This is a genomic window from Burkholderia sp. BCC1993, from assembly GCF_905339865.1.
Classification (GTDB): domain Bacteria; phylum Pseudomonadota; class Gammaproteobacteria; order Burkholderiales; family Burkholderiaceae; genus Burkholderia.
Genome location: NZ_CAJPGZ010000014.1, coordinates 54005 through 75835, shown reverse-complemented (window position 1 = coordinate 75835; position 21831 = coordinate 54005). Strand labels below are relative to the sequence as shown.

The window sequence follows — 21831 nt, the reverse complement described above, 5'->3', positions numbered from 1 at the left end:
CCATGCCGTCCGCGCGCGCACCGTTTCGACCCGATGCACCGGATGCCTCGCCCCGCGCGGGCGAGCCGGGGCGCGACTTCGCGTTCACTGGCGCGGATTTCGCACGCATCCGCGCGCTGATTCATCAACGCGCGGGCATCTCGCTGTCCGAGCACAAGCGCGACATGGCGTACAGCCGGCTCGCGCGCCGGCTGCGCGCCCGCGGCCTCGACACGTTCCGCGACTACCTCGACCTGCTCGAGCAGGAGGGCGATCCGCTCGAGTGGGAGGCGTTCACCAACGCGCTGACGACGAACCTGACCGCGTTCTTCCGCGAGTCGCACCATTTCCCGATCCTGGCCGACTTCGTGAAGGGGCGCGCGGCGCCCGTGTCGGTGTGGTGCTCGGCGGCGTCGACCGGCGAGGAGCCTTACTCGATCGCGATCACGCTGATCGAGGCGCTCGGCGAATCGGCCGCGCGCGGCGCATCGATCCTCGCGACCGACCTCGACACGCAGGTGCTCGCGAAGGCCGAGGCCGGCATCTATACGTACGATCAGGTCAAGCACCTGAGCCCGGAGCGGCTCAAGCGCTTCTTCCTGAAGGGCACCGGCGCGCAGGCCGGCCGCGTGAAGGTGCGCCCGGAGCTGCGCGCGATGATCCGCTTCGAGCAGCTGAACCTGACCGATGCCGACTACGGGATCGCGAAGCCGTTCGACGCGATCTTCTGCCGCAACGTGATGATCTATTTCGACAAGCCGACGCAGGGGCAGGTGCTGTCGCGCTTCGAGCCGCTCGTGAAGCCGGGCGGGCTGCTGTTCGCCGGGCATTCGGAGAATTTCACCTACGTCTCGCAGGCGTTCCGGTTGCGCGGGCAGACGGTGTACGAACTGACGCGCGCCCCGAAGGAAGTGCCCTTGGGGCACGATGCCGCGCCGGGCCTGCGTCCGCGCGGCGCGGCGCCGGCCGCGGCGGTGCCGCCGCGCGCCCATGCGCGTGCCGCGGGCGCCGCGCCCGCTTACGGAGAACGCGGATGAGCGCGCTGCCGATCGCCACCAATCGTTACTTCGACAACCACTTCGAACGCCCCGGCGTGAAGCTGCTGCCGAACGAGTTCTACACGACGTCCGAGGACATGGTGCTGATGACCGTGCTCGGCTCGTGCGTCGCCGCGTGCCTGCACGACCCGATCGCGGGCATCGGCGGGATGAATCACTTCATGCTGCCCGACGACGGCGCCGACGCCGGCGCAGCCGCATCGGAGTCGATGCGCTACGGCGCGTACGCGATGGAAGTGCTGATCAACGAACTGATCAAGGCCGGCGGGCGCCGCGAGCGCATCGAGGCGAAGGTGTTCGGCGGCGCGGCCGTGCTGGCGGGGATGACGACCATCAACATCGGCGACCGCAACGCGGATTTCGTGCGCCGTTATCTGGCGCTCGAGCGCATCCGCATCACCGCGGAGGACCTGCAGGGCGTGCACCCGCGCAAGGTCGCGTTCATGCCGCGCAGCGGCCGCGCGATGGTGAAGAAGCTGCGGCTGCAGGTGCCGGGCGTGACCGAGCGCGAAGCCGCGCTGGCGCGCGAGGCCGACCGCGTGCACGCCGCCCGGACGCGCGCGCACGTCGAGCTGTTCGCGGCGAAGCGGCCGGCCGCGCCGCCGCCGGCACGCCCGCGCATCGAGCTGTTCGGCGCACGCGGTGGCGCAGGCGCGCAGCCGGCGAACGCGAAGGCCGGCAGCCCGAACGCCGCCAGCCCGAACACCGCCAGCCCGTACGCGGCCAACCATTCGAGAAAGCAGGAGGCATGACCGCAGTGCAGAAGATCAAAGTGTTGTGCGTCGACGATTCGGCGCTGATCCGCAGCCTGATGACGGAGATCATCAACAGCCAGCCCGACATGACGGTGTGCGCGACCGCGCCCGATCCGCTCGTCGCACGCGATCTCATCAAGCAGCACAACCCGGACGTCCTGACGCTGGACGTCGAAATGCCGCGCATGGACGGGCTCGACTTCCTCGAGAAGCTGATGCGCCTGCGGCCGATGCCGGTCGTGATGGTGTCGTCGCTGACCGAGCGCGGCTCCGAGATCACGCTGCGCGCGCTCGAACTCGGCGCGGTGGATTTCGTCACGAAGCCGCGCGTCGGGATCCGCGACGGCATGCTCGACTACGCGGAAAAGCTCGCGGACAAGATCCGCGCGGCGTCGCGCGCCCGCGTGCGCCAGGCGCCGCAGCCGCAGGCCGCGGCGCGCACCGTGAGCGGCCAGCCGGCCGCGCCGATGATCAACAACCCGCTCGTCAGTACCGAGAAGCTGATCATCATCGGCGCATCGACGGGCGGCACCGAGGCGATCCGCGAGGTGCTGACGCCGCTGCCGCCGGATGCGCCGGCGGTGCTGATCGCGCAGCACATGCCGCCCGGCTTCACGAAGTCCTTCGCGCAGCGGCTGAACGGCCTGTGCCGGATCGCGGTGAAGGAAGCCGAGCACGGCGAGCGCGTGCTGCCGGGCCATGCGTACATCGCGCCGGGCCATGCGCACCTGCTGCTCGCGCGTAGCGGCGCGAACTACATCGCGCAGCTGTCCGACGAGCCGCCGGTGAACCGCCACCGGCCGTCGGTCGACGTGCTGTTCCGCTCGGCGGCGCAGCACGCGGGCAAGAACGCGATCGGCGTGATCCTCACGGGGATGGGCCGCGACGGCGCGGCCGGCCTGCTGGACATGAAGCGCGCGGGCGCCCACACGTTCGCGCAGGACGAGGCGAGCTGCATCGTGTTCGGGATGCCGCGCGAGGCAATCGCGCTCGGCGGTGCGGACGAGGTCGCGCCGCTTGCGGAAATGAGCCGGCGCGTGATGGCGCGGCTGGCGACGATGGGTGACCGCGTGCAACGCGTCTGAATGAAATGTCACGGGGCACGTGCGAAGCCGCGGGCCCCGACGGTAACGAATCTGCAAAGGAACGACGATGGACAAGAGCATGAAAATCCTGGTGGTGGACGATTTCCCGACGATGCGCCGGATCGTCCGCAACCTGCTCAAGGAATTGGGCTACACGAACGTCGACGAAGCCGAGGACGGCGCGGCCGGCCTCGCGCGGTTGCGCGGCGGCGGCTTCGACTTCGTGATCTCGGACTGGAACATGCCGAACCTCGACGGCCTCGCGATGCTGAAGGAAATCCGCGCGGACGCGACGCTCACGCATCTGCCGGTGCTGATGGTCACGGCCGAGTCGAAGAAGGAGAACATCATCGCGGCCGCGCAGGCCGGCGCGAGCGGCTACGTCGTGAAACCGTTCACGGCCGCGACGCTCGACGAGAAGCTGAACAAGATCATCGACAAGATGGCCAAGGCCGGGAGCTGACGTGAACGAGCCGATCCATGCGGCGCTCGCCGGCGCTGCGTTCAGCGCCGACGGTCACGCCGAAGGCGCCGATTACGCGAGCGACCGGATCCTCGCGCGCATCGGCCACGTCACGCGCGCGCTGCGCGATTCGATGCGCGAGCTCGGGCTCGACAAGCATGTCGAGCGCGCGGCGGAAGCCGTGCCCGATGCACGCGACCGGCTGCGCTACGTGGCGACGATGACCGAGCAGGCGGCCGAGCGCGTGCTGAACGCGATCGAGGTCGCGAAGCCGGTGCAGGCGCGCATCCAGAACGAGGCCGAGGCGCTCGACGCGCGCTGGGCGCAGTGGTACGCGACGCCGATCGAGCATGCGGAAGTGCGCGAGCTGATGGACGACACGCGCACGTTCCTGCGCGCGCTGCCCGAAGCGACGTCCGCGACCAGCGCGCAGCTGCTCGAGATCATGCTCGCGCAGGATTTCCAGGATCTGACCGGGCAGGTGATCAAGAAGATCATGGACATGGTCTATCTGATCGAGCAGCAGCTGCTCACCGTGCTCGTCGAGAACATCGCGCCCGAGCGGCGCGAGCAGTTCGCGGCGACCGCGGCCGCGCTCGCGGCCGAGCAGATCAGCGCGACCGGCAGCCCCGAGTCGCTGCTGAACGGGCCGCAGATCGCACCGGAAGGCAAGTCCGACGTCGTGCAGGACCAGGCGCAGGTCGACGACCTGCTCGCGAGTCTCGGCTTCTGACCGTGCCGCACCGCACGCCACCGGGCCGCTCCCGTTCGCGGAGCGCCCGGTGCGCGTGGCTTTCACCCTGCCTCTCCCGCCGAGTCCCCCGCGCGCGGGTCGTGCCGCGCGTCATGCTGCGCCGCGTCATGCATCGTCGAATTGACACTCCGACACACTCCGCAGGCATACTACGCATCAGCAGCAACGAAGCGTCAATCTTAAGACTTTGATTTGTTGGCCCGCGGCGCCGCGACTGATGGCGGCACCGCCGGCAACGAAGCCAGTCCCTTTGGGGGGGAACGTGAAGCTGAAACGCTTGGGCTGGGCCGCCGCGCACGCGACGGCTGCAATGGGTGTGCTGTGGGCCGTCCACGCACAGGCCGAACTGGGCGGCGCACCGATGTCGCCGCCGGCGGACGATCACGCCGCCACGGTGCGCGCGCTGCAGCGCGCGATGCGCTCCGCCGACGGCGCTCAGGCGAGCGCGGCCGCCTACACCGTCCGCGAGATCACGCTCGGATCGGGCACCGTCATCCACGAATACGCGAGCGCGGCCGGCACCGTGTTCGGCCTCGCCTGGCGCGGGCCGAGCATGCCGGACCTCGAGTCGCTGCTCGGCAGCTATTTCCCGCAGTACACCGCCGGCGTCCAGGCCGCGCATGCGGCGCGCGGCTGGCGCGCGCCCGTGTCCGTCGACACGAGCGGCCTCGTGATCCGCACGGGCGGCCACATGGGCGCCTTCGCGGGCCAGGCGTGGCTGCCGGCGGCGCTGCCTGCCGGGCTGACCGGCAACGACATCCAGTGACAGCGGGAGAGCGATCTTGAGAATTCCTCGTACCTTCAGGCGCTGGCTCGGGCTGCTGAGCGTCGCGGCCGTGACGGCCATGCTCGTGACCGCCTGCGGCGGCGGCGATGACAACGGCAGCGGCAGCGGCGGCGGCAATGGCGGCGGCTCCAACGTATCGGACGGCAATACCGCGAACACGGCCGTGATCACGGTCGGCACCGGCGTCGCGCACGTGATCAACATCCCGACCGTCAACGTGAAGATCTGCGTGCCGGGCACGACGAACTGCCAGGTGGTCAACAACGTGCTCGTCGACACCGCGTCGTACGGGCTGCGGCTGGTCAGCAGCGCGCTGTCGTCGGGCGTGTTGAACAACCTGCCGCAGACGACGAGCGGCGGCGCGCCGGTCGCCGAGTGCGGCAAGTTCGTGTCGAGCTTCACGTGGGGCTCGGTGCGTACCGTCGACCTGTCGATCGGTACCGAGCAGGCGGGTTCGCTGCCGGTGCAGATCATCGGCGATCTCGGCACGACCAACGTGCCGAGCTCGTGCTCGAACAACGGCGCCAGGACGTCGGCCAACACGGCGAGCGACCTCGGTGCGAACGGCATCCTCGGCATCGGGCCGGCGCCGGTCGATTGCGGCACGAGCTGCGCGACGTCGACGTCGGCGACGTCCAACAACTACTACGCGTGCCCGAACGGCAATGCGAGCTGCGCCGTGACGCTGGTGCCGGTCGCGCAGCAGGTGGCCAACCCGGTCCATCGCTTCGCGACCGACAACAACGGCGTGATCGTGCAGATGCCGAACATCTCGAGCAGCGGGCAGGGCAGCGCGACGGGCCTGCTGACGTTCGGGATCGGCACGCAGGGCAACAACGCGCTGGGGGCGTCGACGGTGCTGACGTCGACGACGACGGGCGACGTGAGCGCGACGTTCCTCGGCGGCAACGTGACCGCGTTCTTCGATACGGGCTCGAACGCGTACTTCTTCAACGATTCGGCGCAGAAGGCCTGCTCGACCAACACGCAGTTCTACTGCCCGTCGTCGACGACCACCTATACGGCGACGCTGACCGGCCAGAACGGGAAGTCGGGCGGCGTGTCGATGCCCGTCGCGAATGCCGATTCGCTGTTCGCGAATGCGTCGACGTTCGCGTTCAACGACATCGCCGGCCCGTTCGGCGCGGCCGGCTGGCTCGATCTCGGCATGCCGCACTTCTACGGCAAGACGATCTACTTCGGGATGGACCGGACCGCGACCGGCGGCGCGCAGCCTTACGTCGCGTTCTGATCGCGCACGAGCGGCAGCAGCAGGAAGGGGGCGAGCGATCGCCCCCTTTTTTTATGGTTCAACCCGGATTACCGGGGAACGCCGCGCCAGCGCCTACGATATAAGACCGGCACCGGTGCCGGCACGACATCGAGGAGACAGCGCCATGAGCCAGCGTATCCAACGCATCACGCCGTTTCTGTGGTTCGACCACGACGCCGAGGCGGCCGCCCGCTTCTACGTGTCGGTGTTCGACGACGCGCGCATCCTGCACGTCGCCCGTTACGGCAAGTCCGGCGCGCAGGCGTCGGGCCAAGCGGAGGGCGCGGTGATGACGGTGTCGTTCGAACTGGACGGGCAGGCGTTTCTCGCGCTGAACGGCGGCCCGGCGTTCCCGCTCACACCGGCTGTGTCGTTCGTCGTCAACTGCCGCGACCAGCAGGAGATCGACCGCTACTGGGCGGCCCTGGCCGAAGGCGGCGACGAGCGCGCGCAGCAGTGCGGCTGGCTGCGCGACCGCTTCGGCGTGTCGTGGCAGGTGGTGCCCGTGCAGATGCCCGAACTGATGGCGGGCGACCCGGCACGCGCCGAACGCGTGATGGCGCAGGTGATGAAGATGAAGAAGCTCGATCTCGGCGCGCTGCAGCAGGCGGCGGCCGGCTAGCGAACGCCGGCCGGGACGTGCCGTTTTCGACGTGCGCACGCGACGTCCGACGATATTCCCGGCCGGTCGGTCAATCAGCGCGGAACGATCGTTTCGATTATCGATAGAGATACGTTTCACGCTGGTGTAATCAAGTCATGGATTATCTTGCTGCGATTTCCGTCAGATCGTCGCGATTATAAAAATGACGTGACATGCGCGTCGGCGATACGGCATGCGGCCGCTGCGGCCGCTCCGGTAATGCGAGAGCCGGCGCGCGAGCTGGTCGGCACGCGAAAGGAGATGCGATGCGAAGAAATTCAAACTTATAATGCCCGCGTTGTTTCCGGGGGCATCGATATAAAACATGAGGGCAATAAGATGAATTTCAGTGAAGCCGTTCGTGCCGCACTCAATCAATACGCGAAATTCGAGGGCCGCGCGCGCCGCGCGGAATACTGGTATTTCGCGTTGCTCACGAGCGTCGTGTCGATCCTCTGCCAGGTGATCACCATGGTGGGGCGCGACACGAGCGCAATCTCGCTGCTGCTGATGATCGTCGCGGCCGTCGTGTCGCTCGCGCTGGTGCTGCCGAGCCTCGCGGTCACCGTCCGCCGCCTGCACGATACGGGCCGCTCGGGCTGGTTCCTGCTGATCGCGCTCATTCCGCTCGTCGGCGGGATTCTGCTGCTCGTGTGGATGTGCTCGCGCGGTACCAACGGCCCGAATCGTTTCGGCTCGGATCCGATTCCGGCGATCTGAGCGCCGCCCGCCCCGACGCGCGACGCCGTCGTGTCGGGGCGGGGCGACGATCGCTTCGCGGCTGCCTTGCTTCGCCGCTTCGCCGCTTGGCGGCTTGGCGGATCCCACGCTTCACCGTTTCCCCATTTCCCGCTTCACACCTTCATCCACGCCACTACGCCACTACGCCACCACGTCGCCACGTCGCCACGTCGCCACGTCGCCACGTCGCCACGTCGCCACGTCGCCACGTCGCCACGTCGCCACGTCGCCACGTCGCCACCCCGCCACCCCGCCACCCCGCCACCCCGCCACCCCGCCACCCCGCCACCCCGCCACCCCGCCACCCCGCAACCCCGCAACCCAGCAACCCCGCAACCCCGCAACCCAGCAACCCCGCCACCACACCCGCCCGCGAACGCAGTTTCCATCGTCTCCCCGCGCGCCGCACCCGCCCGCCGGCTACCCGCCGGCTGCTCGCCGCCCCCGCTCGCCCGATTCCTCGAAATACCCCCCTTTCCCGGCTTTGCTCGACCGATCGGCGTTTGACGGGCGCATGAATAATCGGTGTCACTGGAAAACGGCATTTCGCCGTACCCGACTGGAGGCCCCGTGGCAGACGAGAGCGATCTCGACAGAACCGAAGCCGCCACTCCGAGGCGTCGCGAGAAGGCGCGCGAGGAGGGGCAGGTCGCGCGTTCGCGCGAGCTGGCTTCGTTCGCGCTGCTCGCGGCCGGGTTCTACGGCGCGTGGCTGCTCGCGGGTCCGTCGGGCGCCCACCTCCAGACGATGCTGCGTGGCGCATTCGCGTTCGACCGCGCCACCGCGTTCGACACGCACCGGATGCTGTCGGCGGCCGGCAGCGCAAGCCTCGAGGGTCTCGCCGCGCTGCTGCCGATCCTCGCGCTCACCGGCCTCGCCGCGCTGCTCGCGCCGATGGCGCTCGGCGGCTGGCTGATCTCGCAGAAGACCTTCGAGCTGAAGTTCGACCGCCTGAACCCGATCTCGGGCCTGGGCCGGATCTTCTCGATCCAGGGGCCGATCCAGCTCGGGATGTCGCTCGCGAAGACGCTCGTCGTCGGCGGGATCGGCGGGATTGCGATCTGGCGCAGCAAGGACGAGCTGCTCGGCCTCGCGACCCAGCCGCTCGGCTCGGCGCTCGCCGATGCGATGCATCTGGTCGCCGTGTGCTGCGGCACGACGGTCGCCGGGATGCTGGTGGTCGCCGCGCTCGATGTGCCTTACCAACTCTGGCAGTACAACAAGAAGTTGCGCATGACGAAGGAAGAAGTGAAGCGCGAGCATCGCGAGAACGAAGGCGATCCGCACGTGAAGGGCCGCATCCGCCAGCAGCAGCGCGCGATCGCGCGGCGCCGGATGATGGCCGCCGTGCCGAAGGCCGACGTGGTCGTCACGAACCCGACGCACTTCGCCGTCGCGCTGCAGTACACGGACGGCGAGATGCGCGCGCCGAAGGTCGTCGCGAAGGGCGTGAACCTCGTCGCCGCGCGCATCCGCGAACTCGCGGCCGAGCACAACGTGCCGCTGCTCGAGGCGCCGCCGCTCGCGCGTGCGCTGTATCACAACGTCGAACTCGAACGCGAGATTCCCGGCTCGCTGTACTCGGCCGTCGCCGAGGTGCTCGCGTGGGTCTACCAGCTGCGGCGCTTCCGCTCGGAAGGCGGCGCGTTCCCGGCCGCGCCGGTCGATCTCGACGTGCCGGCCGACCTCGACAAGGGGTCGTCGGTATCGGCCGACGACGAGCGTGAAGAAGCCGAAGACACGCTCGGCAAGCAAGGGAACGCAGCATGAGCACCCCGACCACCGGCCTGTTCGCCAAACGCCCGAACCCGTTCGCGGGCACCAACCTGCGCTCGCTCGCGGGCCCGATCCTCATCTGCATGATCCTGGGGATGATGATCCTGCCGCTGCCGCCGCTGCTGCTGGATCTGCTGTTCACGTTCAACATCGCGCTGTCGGTGATGGTGCTGCTCGTCAGCATGTACACGATGAAACCGCTCGACTTCGCGGCGTTCCCGAGCGTGCTGCTGTTCTCGACGCTGTTGCGGCTGTCGCTGAACGTCGCGTCGACGCGCGTCGTGCTGCTCGAAGGCCATACGGGGCCGGACGCCGCCGGCCAGGTGATCGAGGCGTTCGGCCACTTCCTCGTCGGCGGCAACTTCGCGGTCGGCATCGTTGTGTTCGTGATCCTGATGATAATCAACTTCATGGTGATCACGAAGGGTGCGGGGCGGATCGCCGAAGTGTCCGCGCGCTTCACGCTCGACGCGATGCCCGGCAAGCAGATGGCGATCGACGCCGACCTGAACGCCGGCCTCATCAACGAGGAACAGGCGCGCAAGCGCCGCCTCGCCGTGTCGCAGGAAGCCGAGTTCTACGGGTCGATGGACGGCGCGTCGAAGTTCGTGCGCGGCGACGCGATCGCCGGCCTGATCATCATGGCGATCAACGTGATCGGCGGGCTGATCGTCGGGATGGTGCAGCACGACATGAGCTTCGCCGCGGCCGGCACAAACTACACGCTGCTGACGATCGGCGACGGCCTCGTCGCGCAGATCCCGTCGCTCGTGATCTCGACCGCGGCCGGCGTGATCGTGTCGCGCGTCGCGACCGACGAGGACATCGGCACGCAGATCACCGGCCAGCTGTTCACCAACCCGCGCGTGCTCAACATCACCGGCGCGATCATCGTGCTGATGGGACTGATCCCGGGCATGCCGCACGTCGCGTTCCTCGCCCTCGGCGGCGGTGCGATCTGGCTGGCCCGCACGCAGACGCGTCGCGCAGCGGCCCGCGTGGCGGCCGGCGACGTGACCGAGATCGCACCGCCCGCCGCGCTGCCGGGCGACAGCCACGAGGCGACCTGGGACGACGTGCAGCTGATCGATCCGCTCGGCCTCGAAGTCGGCTACCGGCTGATCCCGCTCGTCGACAAGAACAGCGACGGCGAGCTGCTCAAGCGCATCAAGAGCATCCGCAAGAAATTCGCGCAGGAAATCGGCTTCCTGCCGCCGGTGATCCACATCCGCGACAACCTCGAGCTGCGGCCGAATGCATACCGGATCGCGCTGAAGGGCGTCGAGGTCGGCACGGGCGAAGTGTTCCCGGGCCAGTGGCTCGCGATCAACCCGGGCCAGGTGACGGCCGCGCTGCCGGGCGCCACGACGCAGGACCCGGCGTTCGGGTTGCCGGCCGTGTGGATCGACGTCGCGATGCGCGAGCAGGCGCAGGTGTACGGCTACACGGTCGTCGATGCGAGCACGGTCGTCGCGACCCACCTGAACCATCTGGTCGTGCAGCACGCGGCCGAGCTGCTCGGCCGCCAGGAAGTGCAGTCGCTCGTCGAGCGCACCGGCAAGGATGCACCGTCGCTCGTCGAGGACCTCGTGCCGAAGACGATCTCGCTGACGACGCTGCAGAAAGTGCTGCAGAACCTGCTCGAGGAAGGCGTGCCGATCCGCGACATGCGCACGATCCTCGAGGCCGTGTCCGAACACGCGGGCCGCGGCGACGCGTACGAGATCACCGCCGCGGTGCGGCTGTCGCTCGGCCGGGCGATCACGCAGCAGTGGTATCCGGGCGCGGGCGAGATGCAGGTGATGGGCCTCGATTCGAATCTCGAGCGCGTGCTGTCGCAGGCGCTCGCCACCGGCGCGAACCCGGGCCTCGAACCCGGCCTCGCGCACAACCTTCTGACCGGCACGCAGCAAGCGATGCTGCGTCAACAGAATCTCGGGCTGCCGCCCGTGCTGCTGGTGCAGCACGCGCTGCGCGCGATGCTCGCGCGTTTCCTGCGCCGCAGCCTGCCGCAACTGAAAGTGCTGTCGTATGCCGAAGTGCCGGATACGCGCACGATCAAAGTCGTTAACGTCATCGGGGGTTCCGCTTGAACATTCGCAAATTCACCGGCGCGACCAGCCGCGACGCGCTTCGCCTCGTGCGCGAGGCACTGGGTGCCGACGCCGTCGTGCTGTCGAACCGCACGCTCGATGACGGCAGTGTCGAAATCGTCGCGCTCGCCGATTCGGATCTCGCCGCGGTCACGCCGCCGGCCGCGGCCCGAGCGCGCAGCCTCGCGCCGCGCACGCCGGAATCCGTGCCGGCCGCAGCCGTGCCGGGCATCGTGTCGCGCCCGGGTGCCGCGCACGCGCGCCCGACCGTCAATCCGTATGCGGCAGGCGAGGGCGGGCTCCCGGACGTGTTTTCTTCGGTGTTCGGCGCGCGCGCCGAAGCGACGGAGCCGGCCGCGGAATCGACCGCCTTCGACGCAGATGCCGACGCGCACGCAACGGCTGCGGCATCGGCTGCGCCGGTTGCGCCGATCACCGCTGCCGGCACGCTGGCGGCATCGTCCGAACCCGCGCCGTGGCTCGTCGAGCACGCGAAGCGCCTGACCCAACAGCGCGAAGCGCTGATCGCCCGCGCGCAGGCCGCCCCGGCCGCCCCGCAAGCGCCGGCCCGCACGCAGCACGACGCCGCACCCGCGACGCCGGCCGCCTGGGCGCGCGACATCGTGCGCGACGCCGAGCGCCGGATGCCGTCCGCCGCTGCCGCGACGGCCCGCCAGGGCGAAACGAGCGCCGCGAAGCCGGCCGAACGCCCGCGCCTGTCCGCCGAGGCCGCCGCCGCGGTGGCCGACGCGGTGAAGGCGCGCGTCGAGAGCATCGTCAACGACACGGTGATGCACGAGCTCGGCGCGATGCGCGGGATGATGGAAGCGCAGTTCGACAGCCTGATGTGGCACGACCGCCAGCGCCGCAGCCCGGTGCACGGCGCGCTGACCAAGCACCTGTTCTCGGCCGGCTTCTCCGCGCAGCTGGTGCGCATGCTGGTCGACAACCTGCCGTCCGGCGACGGCGCGCAGACCTTCGAGCAGGCCGCCGACTGGGCGCAGTCGGTGCTCGCGGCGAACCTGCCGGTGCTCGGGAACGAAGACGCGCTGATGGAGCGCGGCGGCGTGTTCGCGCTGATGGGGCCGACCGGCGTCGGCAAGACGACCACCACCGCGAAGCTCGCCGCGCGCTGCGTGATGCGCTTCGGCGCGAGCAAGGTCGCGCTGCTGACCACCGACAGCTACCGGATCGGCGGCCACGAGCAGCTGCGCATCTTCGGCAAGATCCTCGGCGTCCCCGTGCACGCGGTGAAGGATGCGGGCGATCTCGAGCTCGCGCTGTCCGAGCTGCGCAACAAGCACATCGTGCTGATCGACACGATCGGCATGAGCCAGCGCGACCGCGCGCTGTCCGACCAGATCGCGATGCTGCACGGTGCGAACGCGCCGGTGCAGCGCCTGCTGCTGCTCAACGCGACGAGCCACGGCGACACGCTCAACGAGGTCGTCCAGGCCTACCGCAGCGCGGCCGACCATCCGCACGCGGCACACCCCGATCTCGCCGGCTGCATCCTGACCAAGCTCGACGAGGCGACCCACCTCGGCGGCGTGCTCGACACGGTGATCCGCTACAAGCTGCCGGTCCACTACGTGTCGACCGGCCAGAAGGTGCCGGAGAACCTGTACGTCGCGTCGACCAAATTCCTGCTGAAGAGCGCGTTCTGCGTGCCGCGCGACGGCTCGCCCTTCGTGCCGCAAGACGAAGACATGCCGACGCTGCTGTCCGCACTGACCGCACGTTCCACCGCCGAGCTGCACGAGGTGCGATTTGGATAAACGGATCATCGACCAGGCCGAAGGGCTGCGGCGCCTGCTGGCCGGGCGCGCGTCGCGCATCGTCACGGTGACGGGCGGGCCGGCGGGCGTCGGCTGCACGTCCACCGTCGTGAACATCGCGGCGGCGCTGACCGCGCTCGGCAAGGACGTGCTCGTCGTCGACGAGCGCGCCGACGTGCACTCGGCCGCGGCGACGCTCACGGGCGCCTGGCTGCGCGACGGCGAACGCACGCGCGTCGCCGCCGGCTTCGGCCTGTGCGCGGCCGCGCGGCTCGCGCGGGACGGCTACAGCGACACGCAGCTGAGCGACTTCATCGACGGCCAGGCCGACATCGTGCTGGTCGACGCGCAGCTCGGTGCCGACGGCGGGTTCTCCGCGCTCGCGCGCGAGGCGCACGACGTGCTGATCGTCACGCGGGTCGCCGCGCAGGCGATCACCGAGGCGTACGCGTGCATGAAGCGCCTGCATTTCGCGCACGCGGTCGCGCAGTTCCGCGTGCTGACCAATCACGTCGGCAGCCACGCCGACGCCAGGACCGCATTCGACAACCTCGCGGGCGTCGCGAGCCGCTACCTGACGGTGTCGATCGCCGACGCCGGCTGCGTGAACGCCGATCCGCTCGTCGAGCATGCGCGCGACCTGATGCATACCGCGGTCGACGCGTTTCCGTCGTCGGCCGCCGCGCGCGATTACCGGCAGATTGCCGCCGACCTGCTGTACTGGCCGATGCGCCCGAGCGCGGGCGCGGGGCGCGCCGTGCATGCGGGCGGCAAGCCGTCTTACGAGGCGGGTGCGGCGCACGCCGCGTGAGCGCCACCGCAAGGAGAGAGCCATGATGTACAACGCTCAGGGAAAGATGACCCAGGCCGACGTGCTCGCGCAATACGCGCCGCTCGTGCGGCGCCTGGGGCTGCAGCTCGTCGCGAAGATGCCGGCGAGCGTCGACCTCGACGACCTGATCCAGGCCGGCATGATCGGCCTGATGGACGCGGCCGGCCGCTACAAGGAAGACCAGGGCGCGCAGTTCGAGACCTATGCGACCCAGCGCATCCGCGGCGCGATGCTCGACGAGCTGCGCAGCAACGACTGGCTGCCGCGCAGCCTGCGCAAGACGTCGCGCGAGGTCGAGCACGCGGTGCACCAGGTCGAGCAGCAGCTCGGCCGCTCGGCGAGCGAGACCGAGATCGCGCAGCACTTGAAGATGCCGCTCGACGAATACCAGGGGATGCTGCAGGACCTGCACGGCAGCCAGCTCATCTATTACGAGGATTTCGACCGCGCGGCCGACGACGAGCCGTTCCTCGACCGCTATCGCGTCGATCATGCCGATCCGCTGTCGGCGCTGCTCGACGACCACCTGCGCGAGGCGCTCGTCGACGCGATCGACCGGCTGCCCGAGCGGGAGAAGCTGCTGATGTCGCTGTACTACGAGCGCGGGCTGAACCTGCGCGAGATCGGCGCGGTGCTCGAGGTCAGCGAGTCGCGCGTGTGCCAGCTGCACAGCCAGGCCGTCGCGCGCCTGCGCGCGCGGTTGCGCGAACAGGCGTGGGTCGGCGCGGAGAACTGACCCTTTCATTGCGCCCACACGCGCGCCGATGCCGCGCGCGGCGCGCATTTCCCGCGCCGATTTGCTACAATCCCTCCCGTTTTCCGAGGAGCGTTGCGACGGACCATCCTGCGTCCGCCAGGCTCGGAAAGCTTCACCAAGCAGCCGTGCGGCGATATTTGCACCGGCCCCGCTTCCTGAACGGCGCTCACGTCACCAATTTCTAGAACTTTTTTAGAAAGGAGGGCGTGATGAACGCCATTATCGATTCCCAGGCTTCCAAGGATTACATCGTCGCCGACATGGCGCTTGCCGGCTGGGGCCGCAAGGAACTGAACATCGCCGAGACCGAAATGCCGGGCCTCGTGCAGATCCGCGACGAATACAAGGCGCAGCAGCCGCTGAAGGGCGCGCGCATCGCCGGTTCGCTGCACATGACGATCCAGACCGGCGTGCTGATCGAGACGCTGAAGGCGCTCGGCGCGGACGTGCGCTGGGCGTCGTGCAACATCTTCTCGACGCAGGACCACGCCGCGGCCGCGATCGTCGAAGCCGGCACGCCGGTGTTCGCGTTCAAGGGCGAGTCGCTCGACGAATACTGGGAGTTCTCGCACCGCATCTTCGAATGGCCGAACGGCGAATTCGCGAACATGATCCTGGACGACGGCGGCGACGCAACGCTGCTGCTGATCCTCGGCTCGAAGGCCGAGAAGGACCGTTCGGTGATCGCGAAGCCGACCAACGAGGAAGAAGTCGCGCTCTTCAAGTCGATCGCGAAGCACCTCGACGCGGACCCGACCTGGTACTCGACGCGCCTCGCGCACATCAAGGGCGTGACCGAGGAAACCACGACCGGCGTGCACCGCCTGTACCAGATGGAAAAGGACGGCCGCCTGCCGTTCCCGGCGTTCAACGTGAACGACTCGGTCACGAAGTCGAAGTTCGATAACCTGTACGGCTGCCGCGAGTCGCTCGTCGACGGCATCAAGCGCGCGACCGACGTGATGATCGCGGGCAAGGTCGCGGTCGTCGCGGGCTACGGCGACGTGGGCAAGGGCTGCGCGCAGTCGCTGCGCGGCCTCGGCGCGACCGTGTGGGTCACCGAAATCGATCCGATCTGCGCGCTGCAGGCGGCGATGGAAGGCTACCGCGTCGTGACGATGGAATACGCGGCCGACAAGGCCGACATCTTCGTGACGGCGACCGGCAACTACCACGTGATCAACCACGATCACATGAAGGCGATGCGCCACAACGCGATCGTCTGCAACATCGGTCACTTCGACTCGGAAATCGACGTCGCGTCGACGCGCCAGTACCAGTGGGAAAACATCAAGCCGCAGGTCGACCACATCATCTTCCCGGACGGCAAGCGCGTGATCCTGCTGGCCGAAGGCCGCCTCGTGAACCTCGGCTGCGCGACCGGCCACCCGTCGTTCGTGATGTCGAACTCGTTCGCGAACCAGACGCTCGCGCAGATCGAGCTGTTCGTGCGCGGCAACGAGTACGAGAACAAGGTGTACGTGCTGCCGAAGCATCTCGATGAAAAGGTCGCGCGCCTGCACCTCGCGCGCATCGGCGCGAACCTGTCCGTGCTGTCGGACGAACAGGCTTCGTACATCGGCGTGCAGAAGGACGGCCCGTTCAAGCCGAACCACTACCGCTACTGATGCGCCGCCGCCGCCGTGCCGCGTGCGTCCCGCATCGGGCGGGCGCGGTACGGCGGCACGGTGCCGGATCGCCGGCCGTCGCGTCATGTCCGCCGCTGCGCCGGCACGCATGGCGGCCGGCGGCGGTCACCGAGCATTGATCGACCCGATCGACCAGATCGACAACCGAACCGGAGCCCTCCATGAGCGTCATCCTCACCTGGGTCATCAACGCCCTCGCGCTGCTGATCATCACGTACCTCGTGCCGTCGATCCACATCAAGAGCTTCGGCACCGCGCTGATCATCGCGGTCGTGCTCGGCCTGATCAACACGGTGATCCGGCCGGTGCTGATCCTGCTGACGCTGCCGGTCACGATCGTCACGCTCGGGGTGTTCATCCTCGTCGTGAACGCGCTGTGCTTCTGGTTCGCGTCGTCGCTGCTGAAGGGTTTCGAGGTGTCGGGTTTCTGGTCGGCGTTCTTCGGTTCGATCCTGTACAGCATCGTGTCGTGGCTGCTGTCCGCGCTGATCTTCGGGCAGCGCGACATCGGCTGACGGCCGAGCCCACTCTTGCGAATCATGAAATCGATCGAACTTTCGTTTGAATTCTTCCCGCCGAAGACGGCGGAGGGCGTCGAGAAGCTGCGCGCGACGCGTGCGCAGCTGCTGCCGCTGAAGCCGAAATTCGTCTCCGTGACGTTCGGCGCCGGCGGCTCGACGCAGCAGGGCACGCTCGATACCGTGCTCGACATGCAGAAGGACGGCCTCGAGGCCGCGCCGCACCTGTCGTGCATCGGCTCGTCGCGCGACAACCTGCGCGCGATCCTCGACCAGTACCGCTCGCACGGCATCCGGCATATCGTCGCGCTGCGCGGCGACCTGCCGTCGGGGATGGGCGCGGTCGGCGAGCTGCGCTATGCGTCCGAGCTCGTCAGCTTCATCCGCGCCGAGCATGGCGACTGGTTCCACATCGAAGTCGCCGGCTATCCGGAATACCATCCGCAATCGCGCTCGCCGAAGGCCGATCTCGAGAACTTCGCGCGCAAGGTGAAAGCCGGCGCGAATTCCGCGATCACGCAATACTTCTTCAACGCCGACGCGTATTTCCGCTTCGTCGAGGATGCGCGCAAGCTGGGGGTGGACGTGCCGATCGTGCCGGGCATCATGCCGATCACGAACTTCTCGCAGCTGATGCGCTTCTCGGAAATGTGCGGCGCGGAAGTGCCGCGCTGGGTCGCGCGCCGGCTCGAGAGCTTCGGCGACGATCGCGACGCGATCCGTGCGTTCGGCGCGGACGTCGTCACGAGCCTGTGCCAGCGCCTGATCGACGCGGGCGTGCCGGGCCTGCACTTCTATACGCTGAACGCGGCGGCCGCGACGCGGACGATCTGCGAACGGCTCTCGATGTAAGCGTCATCACGCGGTTGCATGCGTCAAAAGCCCCGTCGGCAAAACCGGCGGGGCTTTTTTTCGCTGCCGGTCCGCCGGTCCGCCGGTCGGCCGGTCCGCCCGCCACGCCGGCGTCAGCGCTGCGCCTGCATCAGCGGCGGGCGCCGGTCGAACCACGGCCGCGCCTGTTCGAGCTGGCGCGCGAGTTTCAGCAGCAACGCATCGTCGGCGTGGCGCGCGACGAACTGCACGCCGATCGGCAGCCCGCGCGCGTTCCACCAGAGCGGCACCGACATCGCCGGCTGGCCCGTCAGGTTGAACAGCTCGGTGCAGCCGGCCCACGCGAACGCCTTCTCCGACGCTTTCGCGAGCATTTCGCGCAGCAGCGGCTTCACCGGCAGCGCGCCGAGCAGCTTCATCTGCGCGGCTTCGAGTGGCGTCGGCTGCAGCTCGCCGATCTTGACCGGCGGCCCCGCGAGCGTCGCGCACATGATCGCGTCGTAGCGCGACACGAGGCCCGCGACCTGCACGGTGAGCTGGCGCTGCCATTCGAGCACGTCCGGCAGGCGCGCGCGGGCGACGCGCTTGCCGACGACGGCCATCGCCCACGTCGCCGGCTCGAACTCCGCGCGCTTCGGCGTGCGCCCGGTCAGCGCGCGCGCACCCAGCACCAGCTCCTCGGCGATCGTCGCCCACAGCGTGAGAAAGGTTTCGGCCGCGCGCGCGTAGTCGATGTGCAGCGTCGCCGGTTCGACGTGATGGCCGAGCGATTCGACCAGCGCGGCCGCGTCGTCGAGCGCCGCGCGCGTGTCGCCGGCGAGCGCCGGCGCGAGCATCGGGTCGACGACGAGGCCGATCCGCAGCGGGCCGGGCGGCGTGTCGAGCGCGCCCAGAAAGGTGCCGGGCGCGCCGGGCGGCAGCGTCTGGCCGGTCGTTACGTCGAGCAGCAGCGCACTGTCGCGCACGCTGCGCGACACCGCATGCTGGACGACCAGCTCGCCGTTCGACGGCAGGTCGACCAGCACCGGATTGCGGCTCGGCTTCAACCCGAACAGCCCGCAGCACGACGCGGGGATCCGGATCGAGCCGCCGCCGTCGGACGCATGCGCGAGCGGCACGATGCCGGCCGCGACGGCCGCGGCCGCGCCGCCGCTCGAGCCGCCGGGCGTGTGATCGATGTCCCACGGATTGCGGCACGCGCCGAACAGCTCGGGTTCGGTGTACGGCATCTGGCCGATTTCCGACGTGTTGGTCTTGCCGAACACGTTGAGCCCTGCCGCGCGGCTGCGCGCGATCAGCGGCGAATCGTCGGCGGGGGCGAAGTAGCGGTAGTGCCGGCTGCCCATCGACAGCGGCAGCCCGGCGACCGCCGCGCCCAGATCCTTGACGAGATACGGGACGCCCGCGAACGGCGCGTCGGTGCCGGTGTCGCCGGGCTGCTCCGTGCGCTTGCGCGCGGCGTCGTAGTCCTGCAGCACGATCGCGTTGATCGCGCCGTTCACCGCTTCGGCCTGGCCGATCGCGGCGTCGAGCAGTTCGCGCGGGCTCGCCTTGCGTTCGCGCACGAGCGTGGCGAGGCCGATCGCGTCATGCGCGAGATAGTCCGAGTGCATCGCAGTCACCCCCGTTGTGACTTGTGGCGATGAAAGGAGGATAACGCGGGCCCGGCGCGCCGGACCCGCTGCCGGCGGCCTTTACAGGTGCTCGGCGAGGAACGTCAGCGTGCGGCCGTGCGCGAGCGCCGCCGCGCGCTGGTTGTACGACGCGCGGTCGGTGCAGTTGAAGCCGTGCTCGGCGCCCGGGTACAGGTGGAACGACGCGTTGTCGCGGCCCGCGAACGCGGCCTTCACCTGCTCGACGGCGGCGAGCGGGATTCCGTGATCGTTCTCCGCGTAGTGGAACAGGATCGGCTGCGTGATCTTGCCCGCGAGGTCGAGCGCACTCTGGATGCCGCCGCCGTAATAGGCGACCGCCGTATCGACCTTGCCGGCCGCGGCCGCGCGGTACGCGAGCTGGCCGCCGAAGCAGTAGCCGATCGCGGCGACCTTGCCGGCGACTTCGGGGCGCGCGCGCAACGCGTCGGCCGCCGCGCCGATGTCCGCGACCGCGAGGCCGACGTCGGTCTTCTTCATCAGCTCGATGCCCTTGTCGCGATCGGCGCCTTCGTAGGTCAGCTCGACGCGCGGCTGCGTGCGCCAGAACACGTCCGGCGCGAGCGCGACGAAGCCGTCGGCTGCGTACTGGTCGGCGACCGCGCGAATGTGCGAGTTCACGCCGAAGATTTCCTGGACGATGATGACGGCGGGGCCCTTGCCGCGCTTGGGCAGCGCGAGATAGCCGCCGAAGCTGTCGTTACCGGTCGGGATGTCGATCCATTGGGCTGTCACGTTGGAACTCCTGGCGAACGGGCGCGCGACATGCGCGCCGCGGATGGAAATAGGGGCGGCCCAGTGTGCCACCAATCCTGCGACGCTGCAGCGCGCGCAAGCGGCGCGCCGGCCGGGTGTGCGCGGCTCGAACCCGCGTGCCGAACCCGCTTCTCGCGCAGCGATCGTTTCGATCTCGATTATTCATTTTTCGGCGGCGTGCGGCTTCGATAGAGTCGACGTGTCGGCCTTTACAAAGCGCTTTCGCGCATCGTCCCCGAAGGATTCGCCATGCCAGCCCGTGCATTTTCCACCCCGTTTTCCGAACGCTTCGGCCTGCGCCTGCCGCTCGTGCAGGCGCCGATGGTCGGCGCGACCACGGCCGCGATGGTCGCGGCCGCGTCCAACGCCGGCGCGCTCGGCAGTCTCGGCGCCGGTGCGTTCGAGCCGGACCGTCTCGCGACCGAAGTCGCCGCGATTCGCGCGGCGACTTCGCGTCCGTTCGCCGTGAACCTGTTCGTGTTGCCCGAGGCCGCGCCCGACGCGGCGACCGTCGCTCGCGCGCTCGCGGCAATCGATCCGTTGAACGCGATACTCGGGCTGCCGCCGGGCAGCACGCCCGCGCGTTACGCGCCCGACTTCCGCGCGCAGTTCGACGCGCTCGTCGCGCTGCGCGTGCCGGTCGCGAGTTTCACGTTCGGCGTGCTCGACGCGGCCGACGTCGCGCGCCTGAAGGCCGCCGGCACTTACGTGATCGGCACCGCGACGCACGTCGCCGAAGGGCTCGCGTGGCGGGCGGCCGGCGCCGACGCGCTGTCCGCGCAGGGCGCCGAAGCCGGCGGCCATCGCGGTACCTTCATCGGCCCCGCCGACGATGCGCTGATCGGCACGCTCGCGCTGGTGCCGCAACTCGTCGATGCGATCGGGCTGCCCGTGCTCGCCGCGGGCGGCATCATGGACGGCCGCGGGATCGCCGCCGCGCTCGCGCTCGGCGCGCAGGGCGCGCAGCTCGGCACCGCGTTCCTGACGTGTGAGGAAAGCGCGATCGCGGCGGACTGGAAAGCGCGGCTGCTCGCGAGCGCCGATACGTCGACGCAGGTCACGCGCGCGATCACCGGCCGCCATGCGCGTGGATTGCGCAATGCGCTGATGATGCGGCTCGGCGAACACGTGGCCGATGCCGCGCCGTATCCGGTGCAGAACGCGCTGACCCAGCCGCTGCGCCAGGCTGCCGCGCGCGCGAATGACGGCGACTATCTGTCGCTGTGGGCCGGGCAGGGCGCGCCGCTCGCCAGGCGGCGCGACGCCTCGCTGACGACGTCGCAGCTCGTCGACGCGCTCGACGCCGAATGGCGCGCGGTGCCTGCGTAAACGATTCGACGACCGCCGGAGCGGCTCGCGTCGGCGCACGAAACGCGCGCGTTGTCACGCGCGTTTCATTCAATGATCCCGGGCACAAAATACCGAATCGAAATGACCCGGGAATGCTTTAAATCAACCTTTCGCGCGACCGTGCGAAATTAGCGGAAACCCTTATCCGGCGGGGCTCGCAGCGATATTCGAGCAATCACTCCAAAGTGCCCGTATCGGTAGTGTTCCCACTACCCCAAAAAAGTCCCACAAATTAATTTGATCACCTACACTTGCGCGCAAGTACGGGCGGGCGGCTGCTAAAAGCGGCTGCTTCCCACGT

At 69.1% G+C, this 21831-nt stretch carries 20 protein-coding genes and 1 riboswitch; of the genes, 18 read left to right on the top strand and 2 right to left on the bottom strand.

Annotation, left to right across the window (positions count from 1 at the left end; all coding sequences use genetic code 11):
• Nucleotides 1–2 precede the first annotated feature (2 nt).
• The 17 genes from U4Y91_RS23675 (at nucleotide 3) to metF (ending at nucleotide 17793) form a co-directional block, all read left to right on the top strand.
• On the top strand, nucleotides 3–1016 hold the full coding sequence (locus U4Y91_RS23675; protein ID WP_321807114.1) for a CheR family methyltransferase: 1014 nt from the start codon (nucleotides 3–5) through the stop codon (nucleotides 1014–1016).
• Nucleotides 1013–1789: a chemoreceptor glutamine deamidase CheD gene (gene cheD / locus U4Y91_RS23670; protein ID WP_321807113.1), complete on the top strand. Its 777-nt coding sequence runs from the start codon at nucleotides 1013–1015 to the stop codon at nucleotides 1787–1789. The genes U4Y91_RS23675 and cheD overlap by 4 nt, the downstream gene beginning before the upstream one ends.
• Nucleotides 1786–2877 carry a chemotaxis response regulator protein-glutamate methylesterase gene (locus tag U4Y91_RS23665; RefSeq protein ID WP_321807112.1) on the top strand — a complete coding sequence of 364 codons (1092 nt, stop codon included), beginning with the start codon at nucleotides 1786–1788 and terminating at the stop codon, nucleotides 2875–2877. Before cheD ends, U4Y91_RS23665 begins: the two co-directional genes overlap by 4 nt.
• Before the next feature lie 67 nt (nucleotides 2878–2944).
• Nucleotides 2945–3340 carry a chemotaxis response regulator CheY gene (cheY, locus tag U4Y91_RS23660; RefSeq protein WP_006754880.1) on the top strand — a complete coding sequence of 132 codons (396 nt, stop codon included), beginning with the start codon at nucleotides 2945–2947 and terminating at the stop codon, nucleotides 3338–3340.
• 1 nt (nucleotide 3341) lies between these two features.
• Nucleotides 3342–4073, top strand: a complete 732-nt coding sequence (gene cheZ, locus U4Y91_RS23655) for a protein phosphatase CheZ (protein WP_321807111.1) — start codon at nucleotides 3342–3344, stop codon at nucleotides 4071–4073.
• 283 nt (nucleotides 4074–4356) lie between these two features.
• On the top strand, nucleotides 4357–4860 hold the full coding sequence (locus tag U4Y91_RS23650) for a DUF2844 domain-containing protein (RefSeq protein WP_124486866.1): 504 nt from the start codon (nucleotides 4357–4359) through the stop codon (nucleotides 4858–4860).
• A gap of 16 nt (nucleotides 4861–4876) precedes the next feature.
• Nucleotides 4877–6133: a DUF3443 domain-containing protein gene (locus tag U4Y91_RS23645; protein WP_321807110.1), complete on the top strand. Its 1257-nt coding sequence runs from the start codon at nucleotides 4877–4879 to the stop codon at nucleotides 6131–6133.
• 145 nt (nucleotides 6134–6278) lie between these two features.
• Entirely contained in the window at nucleotides 6279–6776 is a 498-nt protein-coding gene (locus U4Y91_RS23640; protein ID WP_044846372.1) for a VOC family protein, read from the top strand.
• Between the two features lie 360 nt (nucleotides 6777–7136).
• Nucleotides 7137–7517: a DUF805 domain-containing protein gene (locus tag U4Y91_RS23635; RefSeq protein ID WP_321807109.1), complete on the top strand. Its 381-nt coding sequence runs from the start codon at nucleotides 7137–7139 to the stop codon at nucleotides 7515–7517.
• Between the two features lie 591 nt (nucleotides 7518–8108).
• Entirely contained in the window at nucleotides 8109–9308 is a 1200-nt protein-coding gene (gene flhB / locus U4Y91_RS23630; RefSeq protein ID WP_321807108.1) for a flagellar biosynthesis protein FlhB, read from the top strand.
• Nucleotides 9305–11407, top strand: coding sequence for a flagellar biosynthesis protein FlhA (gene flhA, locus U4Y91_RS23625; RefSeq protein WP_321807107.1), 2103 nt, complete (start codon nucleotides 9305–9307; stop codon nucleotides 11405–11407). Before flhB ends, flhA begins: the two co-directional genes overlap by 4 nt.
• Complete coding sequence (gene flhF / locus U4Y91_RS23620; protein WP_321807106.1) at nucleotides 11404–13185, top strand: flagellar biosynthesis protein FlhF; 1782 nt, start codon at nucleotides 11404–11406, stop codon at nucleotides 13183–13185. The genes flhA and flhF overlap by 4 nt, the downstream gene beginning before the upstream one ends.
• Complete coding sequence (locus tag U4Y91_RS23615) at nucleotides 13178–13996, top strand: MinD/ParA family protein (RefSeq protein WP_321807105.1); 819 nt, start codon at nucleotides 13178–13180, stop codon at nucleotides 13994–13996. The genes flhF and U4Y91_RS23615 overlap by 8 nt, the downstream gene beginning before the upstream one ends.
• A 22-nt stretch (nucleotides 13997–14018) precedes the next feature.
• Nucleotides 14019–14753, top strand: a complete 735-nt coding sequence (locus U4Y91_RS23610; RefSeq protein WP_044846366.1) for an RNA polymerase sigma factor FliA — start codon at nucleotides 14019–14021, stop codon at nucleotides 14751–14753.
• Between the two features lie 79 nt (nucleotides 14754–14832).
• Nucleotides 14833–14949, top strand: a riboswitch (S-adenosyl-L-homocysteine riboswitch).
• A 34-nt stretch (nucleotides 14950–14983) separates the two neighbouring features.
• Nucleotides 14984–16402, top strand: a complete 1419-nt coding sequence (gene ahcY / locus U4Y91_RS23605; protein WP_321807104.1) for an adenosylhomocysteinase — start codon at nucleotides 14984–14986, stop codon at nucleotides 16400–16402.
• A 182-nt stretch (nucleotides 16403–16584) separates the two neighbouring features.
• Entirely contained in the window at nucleotides 16585–16938 is a 354-nt protein-coding gene (locus tag U4Y91_RS23600; protein ID WP_006477367.1) for a phage holin family protein, read from the top strand.
• A 24-nt stretch (nucleotides 16939–16962) separates the two neighbouring features.
• The gene (gene metF, locus U4Y91_RS23595) at nucleotides 16963–17793 is read left to right on the top strand and encodes a methylenetetrahydrofolate reductase [NAD(P)H] (RefSeq protein WP_321807103.1); all 831 of its coding nucleotides are present in this window, start codon (nucleotides 16963–16965) and stop codon (nucleotides 17791–17793) included.
• 113 nt (nucleotides 17794–17906) lie between these two features.
• Here the strand turns inward: metF and U4Y91_RS23590 are convergent, their stop codons facing one another.
• The gene (locus U4Y91_RS23590) at nucleotides 17907–19385 is read right to left on the bottom strand and encodes an amidase (protein WP_321807102.1); all 1479 of its coding nucleotides are present in this window, start codon (nucleotides 19383–19385) and stop codon (nucleotides 17907–17909) included.
• 81 nt (nucleotides 19386–19466) lie between these two features.
• Entirely contained in the window at nucleotides 19467–20159 is a 693-nt protein-coding gene (locus U4Y91_RS23585; protein WP_321807101.1) for a dienelactone hydrolase family protein, read from the bottom strand.
• A 270-nt stretch (nucleotides 20160–20429) separates the two neighbouring features.
• Here U4Y91_RS23585 and U4Y91_RS23580 point away from each other — a divergent pair, with 270 nt between their 5' ends.
• Nucleotides 20430–21509, top strand: a complete 1080-nt coding sequence (locus U4Y91_RS23580; protein ID WP_321807100.1) for an NAD(P)H-dependent flavin oxidoreductase — start codon at nucleotides 20430–20432, stop codon at nucleotides 21507–21509.
• The last annotated feature ends 322 nt before the right edge of the window (nucleotides 21510–21831 follow it).